11 protein-coding genes are annotated in these 16,176 nt (G+C 61.5%); 3 read left to right on the top strand and 8 right to left on the bottom strand.

Annotation, left to right across the window (positions count from 1 at the left end):
* Positions 1–123: 123 nt before the first annotated feature.
* From dnaK to AC1DYF_RS30430, 4 genes are all read right to left on the bottom strand, one after another.
* The gene (gene dnaK, locus AC1DYF_RS30445) at positions 124–2,031 is read right to left on the bottom strand and encodes a molecular chaperone DnaK (RefSeq protein WP_477881334.1); all 1,908 of its coding nucleotides are present in this window, start codon (positions 2,029–2,031) and stop codon (positions 124–126) included.
* Between the two features lie 272 nt (positions 2,032–2,303).
* A complete protein-coding gene (locus AC1DYF_RS30440; RefSeq protein WP_477881333.1) occupies positions 2,304–4,628 on the bottom strand; it encodes a transglycosylase domain-containing protein in 2,325 nt (774 codons plus the stop codon).
* Positions 4,629–4,793: 165 nt separating this feature from the next.
* The gene (locus tag AC1DYF_RS30435) at positions 4,794–5,414 is read right to left on the bottom strand and encodes a TetR/AcrR family transcriptional regulator (protein WP_477881332.1); all 621 of its coding nucleotides are present in this window, start codon (positions 5,412–5,414) and stop codon (positions 4,794–4,796) included.
* A 320-nt stretch (positions 5,415–5,734) separates the two neighbouring features.
* Complete coding sequence (locus tag AC1DYF_RS30430) at positions 5,735–6,910, bottom strand: glycosyltransferase family 4 protein (RefSeq protein ID WP_477881331.1); 1,176 nt, start codon at positions 6,908–6,910, stop codon at positions 5,735–5,737.
* Between the two features lie 300 nt (positions 6,911–7,210).
* Here AC1DYF_RS30430 and AC1DYF_RS30425 point away from each other — a divergent pair, with 300 nt between their 5' ends.
* Complete coding sequence (locus AC1DYF_RS30425) at positions 7,211–9,211, top strand: GumC family protein (RefSeq protein ID WP_477881329.1); 2,001 nt, start codon at positions 7,211–7,213, stop codon at positions 9,209–9,211.
* Positions 9,212–9,222: 11 nt separating this feature from the next.
* The gene (locus tag AC1DYF_RS30420; protein ID WP_477881328.1) at positions 9,223–10,557 is read left to right on the top strand and encodes a UDP-phosphate alpha N-acetylglucosaminyltransferase; all 1,335 of its coding nucleotides are present in this window, start codon (positions 9,223–9,225) and stop codon (positions 10,555–10,557) included.
* On the opposite strand, the gene AC1DYF_RS30415 is transcribed toward AC1DYF_RS30420, so the two are convergent.
* Positions 10,511–11,503: a glycoside hydrolase family 5 protein gene (locus AC1DYF_RS30415; RefSeq protein WP_477881327.1), complete on the bottom strand. Its 993-nt coding sequence runs from the start codon at positions 11,501–11,503 to the stop codon at positions 10,511–10,513. The two genes, AC1DYF_RS30420 and AC1DYF_RS30415, sit on opposite strands and share 47 nt — an antisense overlap.
* Between AC1DYF_RS30415 and AC1DYF_RS30410 the strand changes: the two genes are divergently transcribed.
* On the top strand, positions 11,502–11,699 hold the full coding sequence (locus tag AC1DYF_RS30410) for a hypothetical protein (RefSeq protein ID WP_477881326.1): 198 nt from the start codon (positions 11,502–11,504) through the stop codon (positions 11,697–11,699). The two genes, AC1DYF_RS30415 and AC1DYF_RS30410, sit on opposite strands and share 2 nt — an antisense overlap.
* A gap of 84 nt (positions 11,700–11,783) precedes the next feature.
* Here the strand turns inward: AC1DYF_RS30410 and AC1DYF_RS30405 are convergent, their stop codons facing one another.
* The 3 genes from AC1DYF_RS30405 to AC1DYF_RS30395 are packed head-to-tail and all read right to left on the bottom strand — an operon-like array spanning position 11,784 to position 16,175.
* Complete coding sequence (locus tag AC1DYF_RS30405; RefSeq protein WP_477881324.1) at positions 11,784–14,252, bottom strand: glycosyl hydrolase 2 galactose-binding domain-containing protein; 2,469 nt, start codon at positions 14,250–14,252, stop codon at positions 11,784–11,786.
* A gap of 39 nt (positions 14,253–14,291) precedes the next feature.
* Complete coding sequence (locus AC1DYF_RS30400) at positions 14,292–15,263, bottom strand: DUF1839 family protein (protein WP_477881322.1); 972 nt, start codon at positions 15,261–15,263, stop codon at positions 14,292–14,294.
* A gap of 3 nt (positions 15,264–15,266) precedes the next feature.
* Positions 15,267–16,175, bottom strand: coding sequence for an amino acid--[acyl-carrier-protein] ligase (locus AC1DYF_RS30395; protein WP_477881321.1), 909 nt, complete (start codon positions 16,173–16,175; stop codon positions 15,267–15,269).
* Between the last annotated feature and the right edge of the window lies 1 nt (position 16,176).

Here is a 16,176-nt window from a genome sequence, read left to right as displayed (position 1 = left end):
GAACGCGTATCACATCCACTCGACTGGAAAGCCATTCCGTTTCCCCCGCGCCGAGATCGGAGAATGGCAGATTCGAAGAGGCCTGCAAGGGGCTTCCTTGCAGGCCTTTCGGGTTCGCGTGAATCAGGCCGACTTTTTCTTGTCGTCGCTGATGTCTTCGTAGTCTGCGTCGACGACACCGTCGTCGGCYTCCTGGCCGCCGGCAGCGCCGCCTTCGGCCTGCTGGGCTTCGTACATGGCCTGGCCGAGCTTCATCGAGACTTCGAGAAGCGTCTGGGTCTTGGCCTTGACGTCGTCGGCATCGATATCCGCGCCGGCAATGGCCGACTTCAGGTTTTCGAGCGCACCGGTGATGGCGTCGCGGTCAGCCTGGCCGACCTTGTCGCCGTAATCCTTGAGCGACTTCTCGGTCGAGTGGATCAGGCTTTCGGCGGTGTTGCGGGCTTCGACACCCTCGCGGCGCTTCTTGTCGCCTTCGGCATTGGCTTCGGCATCCTTGACCATCTTTTCGATGTCGGCGTCGGAGAGACCACCGGAGGCCTGGATGCGAATCTGGTGCTCCTTGCCGGTGCCCTTGTCCTTGGCCGAAACGTTGACGATGCCGTTGGCGTCGATGTCGAAGGTGACTTCGATCTGCGGCACGCCGCGCGGCGCCGGCGGGATGCCGACCAGGTCGAACTGGCCGAGCAGCTTGTTGTCGGAGGCCATTTCGCGCTCGCCCTGGGCGACGCGGATGGTCACGGCCTGCTGGGCGTCTTCGGCAGTCGAGAACACCTGGCTCTTCTTCGTCGGGATCGTCGTGTTGCGGTCGATCAGGCGGGTGAAGACGCCACCGAGCGTTTCGATGCCGAGCGACAGCGGGGTCACGTCGAGCAGCAGCACGTCCTTGACGTCGCCCTGCAGAACGCCGGCCTGGATGGCGGCGCCCATGGCGACCACTTCATCCGGGTTGACACCCTTGTGCGGCTCCTTGCCGAACAGCTGCTTGACGACTTCCTGCACCTTCGGCATGCGGCTCATGCCGCCGACCAGGACCACTTCGTCGATCTCGGCGGCAGTGACGCCGGCATCCTTGAGCGCGGCCTTGCAAGGTGCGACCGTGCGCTGGACGAGATCGTCGACCAGGCTTTCGAACTTGGCGCGAGTCAGCTTCATCGTCAGGTGCTTCGGACCGGTCGCGTCCGCCGTGATGAACGGCAGGTTGATTTCGGTCTGCTGCGAGGACGAGAGCTCGATCTTGGCCTTTTCGGCAGCTTCCTTCAGGCGCTGCAAAGCGAGCTTGTCATTCTTGAGCTCGATGCCCTGTTCCTTCTTGAATTCGGCAGCAAGATATTCGACCAGGCGCATGTCGAAGTCTTCACCGCCGAGGAAAGTGTCGCCATTGGTGGACTTCACTTCGAAGACGCCGTCGCCGATTTCGAGAACCGAGATATCGAACGTGCCACCGCCCAAGTCGTAGACAGCGATCGTCTTGCCTTCCCGCTTGTCGAGGCCATAGGCAAGGGCTGCGGCAGTCGGCTCGTTGATGATGCGCAGCACTTCAAGGCCGGCGATCTTGCCGGCATCCTTGGTGGCCTGGCGCTGGGCGTCGTTGAAATAGGCCGGAACGGTGATGACGGCCTTTTCGACCTTCTCGCCGAGATAGGCTTCCGCGGTTTCCTTCATCTTCTGAAGGATCATCGCCGAGATCTGCGAGGGAGAATAGCCGGTGCCGCGGGATTCGACCCAGGCGTCGCCGTTGGTGGCCTTGATGATCTTGTAGGGAACGAGGCCCTTGTCTTTTTCGACGGTCGGATCATCGTTGCGGCGGCCGATCAGGCGCTTGACGGCGAAGACTGTGTTTTCCGGGTTGGTCACCGCCTGGCGCTTGGCCGGCTGGCCGACGAGGCGTTCGCTGTCTTCCGTGAAAGCGACCATCGACGGCGTCGTGCGGGCGCCCTCGGAGTTTTCGATCACCTTGGCGTCCTTGCCGTCCATGATGGCAACGCAGGAATTGGTGGTTCCGAGGTCGATACCGATAACTTTTGCCATTTTTACTTCTCTCCTTTTAGCAGGCTGCAGGGACCCGATATCCGGCATTCCCGCGCAACCCCCGATGGATGGGTTCATTGCGATTGTGCGAGCTGCATGCGCTCGTGTTCATGGCGGGTATATAAGGAGGCAAATTTGCCTCTGCAAGGCGTTTCTATGGGTGAAATCACGCAAAAGTCAGTCTTCGCGACAAGAATTCTGTTGGCAATTCCGCATATTACAGCACCTTTTGCCGGCTTGCGCTGCGCAGGGCTGCCCAGCCGGCACATACATTACTGCATGATAACGTCGAGCAGGGTAGAATTGGCCTTGCTGCGCTTCGGTGTGGCGGTCGTCTGACCGACATCCACCGGCGGCATCAGACCCGGATCCTGGGTCTGGTCCGCCTTGCGGATGACGTCGTCGATTTGCTGTGTCGGCAGGCCGTCCTGTTTCTTGTCCGGCTGGGAAGCCTGCTTGTCGGTCACATCAGCCGGCGGCCGCACGGTCTTGCCGTCATTGGTCTGCATGGCGGGTGTTGCCTTGGCATCATCATTGCCGAGCACATGACTGATCATATCGAACAGGTTGTCATGGCCTTTGTCTTTGCCGGCTTCGGGCGCATTCGCGACAAGGCCCGGATCGACGTCGTTGGCGTTGAGGCCGGGCAGGGGCGCCGGCGTCAGGCCCTTGTGGGCCGCGATCATGAACTGGCTCCAGGCCTTGGCCGGCAGCCCGCCGCCCGTGACCTTCTTCATCGATGTGCCGTCGTCGTTGCCGAACCAGACGCCGGTGGTCAGGTTGGCGGTGAAGCCGACGAACAGTGCATCGCGGAACGATTGCGTCGTGCCCGACTTTCCGGCCACCTGCCAGCCCGGAAGCTTGGCATTCTTGCCGGTCCCATATCGAATCACGCCCGACATCATCTGGTTCATCTCGGCGGCGATGACAGGCGAAAGCACCTTCGGTGGCCGGTCGTCGGTATTCTCGTAGAGCACCTTGCCGGACATGGTGGTGATGCGCTTGATGATGTGTGGATTGGCCTTGTAGCCGCCATTCATGAACGGTGCATAGGCCGAGGTCAGCTCGACCAGCGACACTTCCGACGTGCCGAGCGCGATCGATGCATTCTCCTGCAGGTCAGAGTCGATGCCCATGCGGTGCGCGGTCTTGGCGACATTTTTCGCGCCGACCTGGGCGACCAGTTGCGCCGCGATCGTGTTGAGCGATTGCGCCAGCGCATTGGCGAGCGTCACCGAGCCGCGATATTTGTTGTCGAAATTCTCCGGCGTCCAGTTGCCGATCCTCACCGGGCCGTCGACCAGAACCGATGCCGGCGTCAGGCCGCGTTCCAGCGCCGTGACATAGACGAAGGGCTTGAAGGCCGAGCCCGGCTGCCGCTTGGCCTTGAAGGCGCGGTTGAACTGGCTCTGGGCATAGTCGCGGCCGCCGACCAGCGCGCGGATGGAGCCAGTGCCGTCGATCGAAACAAGGGCGGCCTGCGAGGCGTTGAGCTTCTTGCCTTCCTTGTCGAGCGTCGCCTGGATGGCTTTCTCGGCGTCCTTCTCAAGGCCTCGATCGATCGTGGTCTCGACCACGACATCTTCCTTGACGTCGCCGACCAGGCTGGGCAGCTGGTCCATCACCATATCGGCGGCATAGTGCTCGGCCCCGGTCCAGAAGCTCTTGGCTTTCTGCGGCTTGTTTTCGATCGCCGCCTGCTCTTCGTCGTGGGTGATGAAGCCTTCCTGCTCCATGGCGGCGAGCACCAGCTTGGCGCGGGCCATGGCGCCTTCCGGGTTCTTCGCCGGCGACAAAGCAGAGGGCGCCTTAAGCAGGCCGGCGAGGATTGCTGCTTCCGTAAGGTTGAGGTCACGCGCCGATTTGTTGAAATAGCGCCGCGAGGCCGCTTCGACGCCATAGGAATTGGCACCGAAGAACACCCGGTTCAGGTACATCGCCAGAATCTGGTCCTTGGAATATTTGCTTTCCAGCCAGAAGGCGAGCAGCACTTCCTGTACCTTGCGCTCCAGCGTCCGGTCGGGCGTCAGGAACATGTTCTTGGCAAGCTGCTGGGTCAGCGTCGAACCGCCCTGCACGGCGCGTCCAGACGTGATATTGGTGACGATGGCGCGTGTCAGGCCGATCGGGTCGACACCCCAATGCGAATAAAAACGCCGATCCTCGATGGAAATCACCGCCTCGGGGATAAAGGGCGACATGGCGTCGAGCGGGATTGCCTCGCCGCCGGTCGAGCCGCGATTGGCGAGCAGTTCGCCGTTGACGTCGACGATCTTGATATTGGGCGGCCGCTTCGGCATGGCCCAGGTCTCGGCGCTCGGCATTTTCGCACCGTAATAGATGACCACGCCGGCCACGGCCATGGTGCCCCACAGGCAGAGCACCAGCATCCAGTAGACCGAGCGGCGGAGGAAGCCGACGATGCCGCCGGATCGTGTGCGGCTGGACGAGGATTTGGAGCGTGACGGAGTAGATTTTTTGCTGCGGCTTCCCGTCCGGTCACGCGGATCGGCACGCAGATCGTCATTGCGGCTGCGTTTGCCGCCACCCTCGAAAGAGGGCTCGATTCTGCCTCCGGACCTTGGTTTTCCCGCCATGCCGCCTATATTTCCGCCTGTTCCGCCTGGATGTTACGACGCGATGAACTTTAAATGTGGCGGTTTAAAGGGGCGTTAAGTCTCGCGCAATGATCTGCCGATCCGCTCAAGTGCCTGGATTTAAAGACGCAATTCGGCATCGGCGATCATCCGCATGCATGGCTCTTAGTCCGGCTTTTTCGCCAAGGGCCCGACGAGAACTTCGCCGTAAAGCGGTTGAAGGCGCAAACGGTCGGTGAGCTTCTCCTTGAACGACAAAGCGTAATAGCCGATCTGATGGAAATAAGTGATGCGCGCCCTGACCGTGCTCTCGTCCTCGCTATAGCCCATGGCGAGGAACGAGCGCTTCAAGAGACCTATGCGCAAGTCGTCGATCGCGGTCACTTCGCGCGCCAGTGCCGGGTTGCTCCGCGACCAGTCGCGGATGGCGAGGTCGAGCTTCGGGCTGAACGGATCTTCCTTGACCCAGATGCCGGCCACCGTGTCGAAAAAGGCAAGCCCATCCGTGATCTCGGAAATGACGAGGCGCTGGAACGGTTGGCAGTTGCGTGTCCGCCACTCATACACCATGCTTGCAAGCAGGTCGTTCAAGCCTTGGAAATGGAAATAAAAGCTGCCGCGCGTAACCTTAAGTTGTTTCGACAGCCGGTCGATCTTGACATTGGCGATGCCGTGCCGCTCCAGCACATCGACGGCAGCATTCAGCCATGCCTCGCGAGACAAGGTGGGTCGAGGGTTGAGTTTCCTCGGTGATTCGACTTGGCGCGACAGGGCGGAATTGGGCATTTTCGTCTTTTCTTTGGGGGGAAGCGCGGTGCGAGGCGCGTGTCGTCTGCACGTTATCAGGTCCTTCAAACCATGCAATCGCCAAAAGGACTAAAAGCCACAATCTTGCGTCGAGTTCATGGCGCGAATCATCACCGGTGAAGTTGAAATTCATTACTGCAAATATGATCGCCAGCCGGGGGAAAGATCGCCGGTCATGGCGCGATCTCCATCCATAAGATGACATCGGAGCTGAAGTGGATGGTGCAAGGCGATCTGGCGCCTGCCATCACCCCGGATCGTTCCATGGCCGCCATAGCGGTCGCGACCATGCTGATCATTCAGGCCTTCTGGACGAGAACCTGCCGGTAGAGCCGGATATAACGCTCGGCGACCTTTTCCCAGGAATAGCCGTCAGCCTCATGGATCAGCGTCGTACGCATCCTTTCCGGATCGCCCTCAAGCATGCGCCATGCGCTTCGAATCAGCTCTGCGCCTTGCGAGGCAAAGGTGAAGTCGCCGACTTTCATCATCCCGTGCCGTGCGGCGAGCGCCGCATAGGCGCTGTTCTCCTGCAGGACGGGCAGCAGGCCGGCGCTCATTGCCTCGATCGCCACGAGGCCGAAACCTTCATATTCGGAGGCGGAGACGAAAAGCGAGCATTGCGAAATCAGGTCCGCGATTGCGCCATTATTGAGCCCGGCATGCACACGCACTTGCGCTTCGATGCCTTTGGTCATGGCCGTGACATCGCTGAGTGTGAGGTCCGAGGGCACGCCTATAATGTCCAACGACCATTCCGGATCGACGTCGAGCAGTGTTCGCGTCGCTGCTATCAATCGGTCAAGACGCTTGTTGGATGAAAAGCGGCCGATCGTGATCAATCGCTTTGCAGGCAGCGTCAAAGCCCTGTCGTGGAATTTGGCCGTGTCGACACCGTTCTCGATCAGTTCGAGATTGCCGCCGGCGATCGGACGGAATGTCTCGACATCCGATTGACTGCAGCCGACCAAGGGATGGTAGGCAGAAGCCGAGAGGCGGGTCAGCGTCCGGAACCAAAGCGCCTTGATCGCCGCAAACCGCTTCGTATGGAAGAAGCCGCCATGTGTCGTGGCGATCATCGGCTTGCGATGGACCAATCGGGTGAGCGAGAGGAAGTCGAAGAAGAAATCGACCGCGTGCACATGGACCAGATCGGCATCGCGGATATGCTTGAGCACCGATGGCGCCACCGGATAACGGCTCGAACCTTTCCAAGGGATGCGCACGATCTCGATGCCATCGATCGTCTCGCGTTCCGCCAGCGCGCGGCCGGGCTCGGAGAATAGTGAATTCAAGGTCACGACCCGGATACGGAAACCGTGCCGAATCGCCTGGCGGCAGAGATTGAAGACGACATCCTCCAGCCCACCGCGATTGGGAAGGAACTGGCGCACGACATGGACGATCAGCGGTGCAGGCGGCACAGGGCCGCTGCCCGAAAAACCGGTGGCTACGTCGTCCTCGATGCGTTTCATGCGCGTGTGAAAGGCCCCGGAAAAGGTGAAATGCTTTTGGTCGAGGCAGTATTGACGCCATGAATATTAACAAGTGATGACGTGTCCCGCCGATGAACCGGTCCGGGCACGCGCTGGATCGAACTTGTTTCGCAATGGGTCAACGAAGTCTTTTGCGGGGCGACAAATTTGTTTGAATTCACTGGCTGTTAACCATGTTTTGCCAGATTGGCCTGGTCCCTCGCATGCTGCCGGCGCTTCGGTGGCGTGGCGGGATGCACGGCGTATAGATGCTCCGGTTCAGGAAAACAGGGCAGGACAATGGACATTTTTGAACTGCCGGGCATTCTTTGGCGGCGCTGGCTCTATGTGCTGGTGCCGATGCTATTGTTCGTCCTCATCGGCGCCGCCTATGTCGTTGCCGTCAAGCCGACCATTCCGGTCGAGACGGATATTTTTGTCGATACGCAGGGCCTCGTGGCCGAGCAGCCCGACCTCGTGCCGCAGGCTTCCGCCCAGACCCAGGATTCGGCGATCCTCGAAAGCCAGATCTATGTCATGCAGTCCGGTGAGATCCTCGGCGATGTCATCGACAAGCTGGACCTGACCAAGGATCCGTTCCTCTATAAGGGACCGACGACCGACAAGGCGCTCGCCAAGGCGATCACCATCGCTTCGCTGCAAAAGCATATCGAGGTCGAGCGCGCCGGCGGGTCCTTCATCCTCAACCTGACCGTCAAGCATCCGAACGCGGCGCAGGGTGCCGAGATCGCCAACACCATTGCCTCCGTCTATCTCAAGAAAGTGCATGAGGCACGCAGCGATGCCTCGAACCGCGCCAGCGGCGCCTTCGAACTGCAGGCGCAGACACTTGCCATGCGCGTCCGCAAGGCGGAGCAGGAACTGGAAAAATTCAAGGCGGACCACGATCTCGTCTCGACCGGTCAGCAGGGCCTGGTGATCGACCAGCAGGTCCAGGGCGTCAACACCCAGCTTCTGGCGGCCCGCGCCGATCTCGGCGCCAAGCAGGCGAGTTACGAGCAAGCCCAATCGCTGACGGTGGGCTCGGTTCAGGACGGCGCCATTCCCGAGGCACTGGCTTCCACGGCACTTGGCAACATGCGTGCCCGCTATGCCGATCTGGTCGCCGGTGCCAACCAGCTTGCCTCCAATCTCGGCGCCAACCATCCGCAGATGCGAGCTGCCCGTTCGCAGGTCGACGGCATGCGGCAGGCGATCGAGCAGGAACTGGCCCGCATCCGCCAATCGCTGAAAAGCAGCGTCGATCGCGCCCAGGCCAATGTGAAGGCGCTCGAAGGTCGGCTCGACCAGTTGACCAGGTCGAGCCTCGATACCAGCGAGGCCGGCATCAAGGCACGTGAACTGCAAAGCGAGGTCGACACCTTGCGCGCGCTCTACAAGGCTTTCCTGTCGCGTTCCGAAGAACTGGGCCAGCGCGACACGGTCAATGTCAACAATTCGCGCGTCATCTCCAAGGCCGTGGCGCTCGGCGGCAGTTCCAAGCTGGCCCAGGTCATGATCCTGATCGCCGCCGGCCTGTTCGGCTTTGCCGCTGGTTGCGGCGTCGCTGTGGCCCGTGAAATGCTGGGCAAGCTGTTCACCCGCAAGACCGTGCGTGGCGATGCTGAGCCGGTCATGGACGACGAGGACGACGAGGATGTGGCGGTGGAGGAACCGGTGATATCCGAAACGCCTGCCGTCGCCACGCCTGTCGCACCGATGCAGACACCTTCGGCGGTCAGGTTTGCCAATGCACGCCCGAAGCCAGCGCCGGCGCCGGTCGACGAGATGGGAACGGCCGGTATCTCGGCCACGGTTGATCGCATTCTGTCGATGAAGCCGTCGGACATGCCTTCCCTGATCATCGTCCTGTCTCCGGACAATGACAATCCGGCCCGCGGCATCACGCGCGATCTTGCCGATGCTCTTTACCATCAGCGCAAAGACGTGATTTTCTCCACCGGCGAGAGCGCCGGCGCCGGCGACCGCTCAATTCCGGCCGACGTGCTGCTCGGTTCGGTGCTGAAATTCCAGCGCCTTTCGCCGGTCGTCCCTTCGGCCGAGCAGGCGCCGACGTTCCGCAATTTTGCCAACCGCAACCGCAGGGCTGACTATGTCATCATCGACAGCCGCGGACCCGAGGCCCGCTACCACGTCGAGGAATTGTTGTCGAATGCCGACGGCATTCTCGTCCTGGCGAGTGGCTCGGAAGCCGACCATGAGATCGACGGGCTGATACAGGCGCTGGCGCCGTTCAAGGACCGGATGCTCGGCACCATCCTGTTCGAACAGGCAGCCTGAGGAAAGGCGATATGGCGCTCACCTATGATTCGACGCTGACGGCCGAAGGGCAGGACGAGGGCGCGCTGAGCGGTTTCATACGATTTGCGGCCTTTGCCTCGGTGCTCGGCGGCCTGACCTTCAATCTCTTCCTCTGCTTCGTCAACACCCGCGTCATGGCCGTCTCCGACAGCCATGTGATGCTGGGTGAGATGGCGGTCACCGGCACTGCCTTCCTCGCCGCCACGGATCGGCGCGCCGGGCTCTATCTCTTCCTGGCGATCTTCGTCACCTATATGTTCTTCCTCTTCCAATTGCGGCATCAGACCGACCTCAAAGCGCTGCGCGATGTGCTCAACCCGGTGATCTTCTATGTGCTCGGCACGCGCGTGAAGGATATCCGCATCGCCGACCGGCTGGCGCTGATCTCCGCCATCATCGTCCTGGTCTTCGCCGCCTTCGAATATTTCCTGCTCGACCTCTATCTCGATTGGTTCAATGTGCTGGGTTATTACATCTCGCGCGGCACCGTGAGCCTGCAGGACAGCTATGGCGCCACGCGCGGCCTGTTCATCTCCGGCAATCGCCCCGAACCGCGCACGCTTCTGCCCTTTCTCGGCCAGCAGCGTGTCTCCTCGGTGTTCCTCGAACCAGTGTCGATGGGTAATTACGGCGCCATCCTCTATGCCTGGGGTCTGTTTCGCCGCGACTACAAACATCGCTGGTTCCTGATCATCTCGGCGCTGATCTTGATCATTTCGGCTGACGCGCGCTTCGGCCTCGGTGCCTGCGTCGTCATGACAGTGCTCGTGCCTTGCTACCGCCTCATACCCCGCCAGATCTGGCTGGTCGTGCCCTTCCTGATGCTGTCGCTGTTCTCCGCATATGGCATCATCACCGGCGTCAACCAGGGTCCGGACGATTTCACCGGCCGCTTGCAGTCGACCGCGCATCTGATCACCACGCTGCCGCAAGGCGCGGTGCTGGGCTACGAGACCTATGAGAAATTCACGTCAGATTCGGGCTTTGCCTATACGCTGACCCAGTTCGGCGTCCTGGGTTTCATCGGCATCTGGGCGACCTTCGTGATGCTGCCCTGCCGCGACAAGCAGGGCTGGCAGTTCCATTCGATGATGATCGTCTACCTGCTGCTCATCCTGATCATCTCGAATTCGTTCTATTCGGTGAAGACCGCCGCGATCATGTTCTTCATGCTCGGCACGGCGAATGCCGTGCAGTTTCCCGCGATGCGGTCGATTTGGAGCCGGATGTTTGGGCGGAGTGCCGAGGCCAAGCCAGGCGCAATCGCCGCGAAAGCCGTCAATTCAGCGACGGGCAGTCCTTTCCCCCAGCCGAAAAGTCGCTGAGCGTCGGCTGCAGTGCGGCCAGTTGCGGCCGGTCGCCATCCTTGGTCGGCTGGATGTTGAGCGGCTCTTCGGCCGGCCACCAGTCGCCGGCGACCCAATAGGTCCAGCCGGTCCAGACATCCTTGTTATCCTCGATCACGCCGACCATGGATTTCAGCGTGTCGATGCAGCGCATCTTGCCGGCCTTGGCAGGTGCGCCGAACTCGCCGAGGAAACCGCGGAAGCCGTTCTGCTTCAGCCACTCTGTGAACTTGCGCAGCGCCTCGACGGCATCACTGCCGCGCGAGCAATTCGGCTTCGTGCCGGAAAAGTCGTCGTCGAGATATTGGTGCACTTCGAACGCGAAGTTATGGCCCGGATCCTGGAAGCGGGCCATGGCGACGCCGTTCGGCTCGCCGTCGATCGGCTTCATCCAGGAATGCGCGCCGCTCCAGGCCGTGCCCGGCACGAGGATAAGATTGTTGGCGCGGGCCTGGTTGCGAATGGCGCTGGTGGCCGTATTGGCGGCATTCAGCCATTGGGTGATCGGCATCTGGTAGGGCTCGTTCATCAGCCCGAAGATGACGTCCTTGTCATTGGGATAAAGCGAAGCGAGCCGCGCCCAGAAGTCGCCGAAGGCCGCAGCCGGCACATCAGGCGATCCAACCACCTTTTCGCGATACCGGGCATAGTTGTGCGGGTCGAGGATGACGCGCATGTCATGCGAGCGGATCAGTGCCACCGCTTCCTTCAGCCGGTTCGTCTCGCCCGGATCGAGAGGCTGCATCAGCTTGGGCTGCAGCCGTTCCCACATGAAAGGCAGGCGGATCGTGTCAAAACCCTTGCTGGCGAAATAGGTGACGGTTTCCGCCGAGGGATAGGTATAATCCTTGAATGGCTGGCCACCCGGCTTGCCGAACTCGGCGCCTGAAAGATTGATGCCCCGGAAACACGGCGTTTGAGCCATGGCTTCTCCAATCGGCGCCAGCACCGATGCGGCGATCACGGCCGTCGCTGCGAATGTCCGGAACCAGTTCTCCATTCTGCCGGGCGTCTTTCCGCCAGTTCCTGCGGCGATGGCCTCGACGGTACTCTATGTACCGCCGTTCGGCCATCGCCTTGGTCCTGACGAAAATCCGTCCCGGCAGAATGGCTCCAAATAGATGCGACACGCTCTAAGGCAAAACACTGCCGAACTGTGACCAGGGACCTTGATGTCCGGGTTTTTGGCTGCAATCGCGGTCTCTCTAGATATTGACGATCATGCTTGCCCCTAGATGACGGATAGTCCCCTCGAGTTTATTGTTAACGGCAGCGGAAAAAGTGCTGATCCTGATCTTTTTTTCGCGGCCGGGCGCGAGATGGAACCAATTGTCGGCTGGCATCCAGCCTGGAGTGGCGATCTGTACCGACTGTGCCAGCCGGTCCGTGGACAGGCTGGCGACCCAATCGCCGCCCTCCCGCTGCAGGCTGGCGGTGATGACAGCCGGGTGGAGCGCGGCCATGCGACCCCGTGGGAAATGGAAGGCTGAGGCGATTTCGCGGCCGCTGGCCCGGTCGACCAAACTTGCCACGGTGACATCATGCGACGGAGGGCCGAAGCGGAAGGCATAGGTCGTGTCGAAAAAGGCGCCGAACAGATCGGTCGCGGCGAAGCTCGCTTCGCTCCGCGCCACGAGTTCGATATCGCGCGTGCCGGAAACCACCGGCGTCGCGCCATCCCTGAGACAGGTAACACTGAGTGTCAGCGCCAGGTTACGGTTGGTCTCGTTGATCAGATGCGCATAGAGGCCGTTCGTGCCTTCGTCGCTGAGCAGAACCTGCACCGGCCGGAAGGCGCGCCGTAAGCCATGCCAGACTGGCTTTGGCAACCCGGTCGAATCGATCACGCCCCAGCCGGGGCCGGGTAAAAGATCCTGCAGCGTCCAGACCAGCGCGCCGCCCGTGCCGGAGTTGGGCCGACGGAACTCGGCATAGGTTGCTTCGACGACCTCTGCGGTGACAGCGCGCGAAAAATCCAGGTAGCGGGCAGGATCCTCACGGCGCAGCCGCGCCGGGTCGAGGCCATAAAGCTCCTGCAGATAGTGGTCGCGGATGTCTTCAAAATCCCAGGAGGCGTTGCGGTCGCGCGGCACGCGGGCCTTCCAGCGGGGATCGTGGACCGCCGGCACCGGCAGATGCTCGTCGAGTGTCACCTGTTCCGGCACATGCGCGAAAGCGAGGCTTTCCGCGGCAAAGCGGACATTGGTGTGGCGCGCATCGTCGAGCGGCCGGCAATAGGCGCCGACGCCATAATAATGCGTGACAGCTTCGTTGGGCGAGAAGGGCATGGCACCGCCGAAGGGTGAATTCGGCACATAGATCACATCCGGTCGCCATCCTTCATAGGCCGCCGGCAGGATGTCATCGGTGAGCGGCCCGCCCCACATTTTCTTCGGCAGGCCGAGCATCGCCGCCTGCTGGAACATTTCCGAACCACCGCACAGCACGGTCAGCGACGGCGAGCCCTGCAGCGATTTCAAGAGATCGGCAGCCTCCTGCCTGACCAGTTCGACAAATTCGGCATCGGTGACCGGATAGTCGAAATTGGCGAACATGAAATCCTGCCAGACCATCAGGCCGAGTTCGTCACAGAGGTCGAAGAAATCGCGGCTCTCATAGGTCATAGTGCCGCCGATGCGGATCATGTTCATGCCGGCATCGCGGGCGCGCTCCAGCCACGGGCGATAATCCTCTCGACCACCGGGCAGGCGGAGGATATCGGCATTGGTCCAGACAGCGCCGCGGCAGAAGACCGGCAGCGCGTTGATCTCGATGGTAAATCCCTTGCCGTCAACGCCGCGGTCCAGCGAGATGTTACGGAAACCGGTGCGTCCGATCATGTGGTTGACGCCGTCGACGATGAGTTCGACGCCGTAGAGCGGCTGCTCACCATGTGTATGCGGCCACCAGGGCCCGACGGTGTCGAGCGTCAGCTTCGCCCGCAAGTGGCCATCGGCGGAAATCATCACGGGAACGGTCTGGCCGGCGCAGGCGACCCGGAGGTCTCGCGCCTGGCCTGAGAACCGGAACGAGACGTCGAGTACGCCGATCCCGTCCATGTCCAGCGCCGCATTGATGCGGACATCATCTATGTCGACCGCGCCTTCGCGGATCAGATGGATCGGCCGGAAAGGACCGATCGCCTCGACATTCGGACACCAGCCCGGCATGTGGCCGAGCAGCGTGGCGCGCACGAGCCGCATGGTTGGTGGTGTAATCATCTGCGGCCGCCATCGGGCGCGCGGGCCGGCGATCTTGAGATGCGGATTGAGCGCGCGAAAACAGATCGCCAGCCGGTCCGTGCCCCTTAAGGTGACCGGCACGTCATAGGGGATGAACTGGCTCTTGCTGTCGAGGATCTTTTCGTCGTTGAGATAGACTTCGGCGATGGTGGCAAGGCCGCCGAACTCGATCCGCGCCGGACCGGGCGTCTGTTCCTCCAGCACCGCGAGATACCAGTAATCACGGTCATTCAGGCCGACAGGATCGGTGCGGTCGAATTGGTCGGCGCGTTCCAGCGCCGCGGCCACCGTTCCCGGTACCGGTGCTGCGATGGAGTGCACGCGTTCGGGAATATCGGCCGGCGTCGCATAGGCGCCGGCCTCGGAGATCACCATGGCCCAGTCGCCGGCCAGCGAATGCCGTGTCGAAAGTGCCGATGGCGTCGTGTTCATGCCTTGCCCCAAATAGTAACAGCGCGTTTTGGCAAACTGTTAGCTGATTCGGGCCTGCAGAATAGTTGCCACCTTCTCCCAGCCTTCGACCGCCGGATCGAGCACCGAGCCAAGCGCATCGAACTTCTTGCGCGTCAACGCCCGGGCGAGCTGGAACTGCGCCGTCTTGGCCGTGTTGGCAATGACCAGCGCCGACTTTGCCGCCTCCTCGAATTCGGCATCATCAGACAGCCAGCGGAAATGGCTGGCGGCGAGTTCGAAATTCGCGCCCAGCTGCCTCAGCGTATTGAACGCATATTTGTGGAAGAAGCTGAACGGCCGGTCGGCGATGGCGCTGACCTGCATCGGAAATTCACGCGCGAACGCCGCCACCGGATTGGCACGCGGCATGCGCGACAGATGCCGCTCCAGCAGCGCCCGGGCCTGTGCCCGCATATGGCCCYTGCCCGGCAGGGACTCGGGGAACTTGACGAATTCCGTATAGGGCAGGAATGGCGGCGAGCCTTCCGGATAGAACCGGCCGAACACGCCGTCGAAATCCTCGCCCGACAGCCGGTAGAAGCCGCCATTGTGGAAATAGTCGAGCTCCTTGTCCTTCTCGGACAGGCGGTTGATGCCGATCGTCGTCTTGCCGTGCTCGTTGCGATAGCCCACGCCCTGGGTATCGGGCATGAAGAAACTGTCCATTTCGAGCAGGCAGAGGCGGCCGCGGGCGATCTGCTGGCTCACATGATCTTCGACCTTGTCGAAGATCGCCAGTTCCGTGACGCGGATGTCGTACAGGCTTTCGAGATCCTCCAGCGGCACTTTGAAGAAGGTGAACTGGTCGCCCTCGAAATCCTGCGTCAGCGTGAAGCCGAGCATCGCCTCCGGCGGCAGCCGGAGCGCGTTCAGCACTTCGATCCAGAGATCGACATAGCAGTTGGTCTCCGGCCAGATCCGCTCCGGGTCATGGAGCGGATGCGACAGGTAGTGCTGCGGCACGAGTTTCGGGAAGACGGCAGAAGGCATGGTTCAGCCCCAGAGCGTCTTCTTGACGTGTTCCGGCCAGGCCTTGGTGTCGAGGCCATGGGCGGCGAACAGCGCCAGCGCAATGCGTTCCAGGCCGAAGCCGACGCAGGCGGTATGAGCCACCGAGCCGTCTTCGAGGTCGAGACCCCATTTCAGCCCGAAGGCGTCCTGATGATAGTTGAAGCTCATGCAGGCCGTTTTGCTGGCCGCCGAGTTGACCGGGATCAGCAGTTCGAACTTCAGGTTCTGGTCGCGCTGATTGTTGGCCATCATCCGGCCGGCGCGACCGAAGAACGGGTCGTTGGCAACGTCGATTTCGACATCGAGGCCGATCGACTTCATCATCGCGACGCCGCGATCCATCCAGGTCTGGCGGAAGTCGGTGACGTGCGCCTCGGTGCCCATGCAGACATATTCGCGCATGCGGAACATCTGCTGGCGCGTCGGCTCCTTCGACGGCTCATGGCGGAAGCAGTAGGACTGCAGGTCGTAAAGGCCGCCCTTCATGGCGATCGGACCGCGCTTGGCGACGGTCGGATAGAGCGGATAGCAGGCGGCCGGCGTCAGCGCGATGTCGGTGGCTTGCTGGGTCTTGGTCCAGTCGCCGCCTTCCTCCATACATTTCAGCAGGCTCATATGGTCGTGATCGTTGCCGCAAAACGAGTGCACGGTGCCGGCGAGCTGCGGAAAGCTCTTCATGTAACCGGCCTTTTCGAAATAGGCCATGTTCATGCCCGGCGGGAAGCGGATGGCTTCGGCGCCGTCGCCGCCACCGATCGTGTCGATCAGTCGCTCGAAAGCCGCGATGACGCCCTCGAATTCGCCGGAGCGGCCATAGAGACCGTCGACGCCGGTGTCGATGAGCAGACCGGAGTCAAACAGCCGGTCGAGAAAAGAAACCTGCATATCCATA

Source organism: Rhizobium sp. P2_G9, from assembly GCF_056403475.1.
Note: the sequence above shows the minus strand (reverse complement) of the source record. Positions and strands in the feature narration are given on the sequence as shown.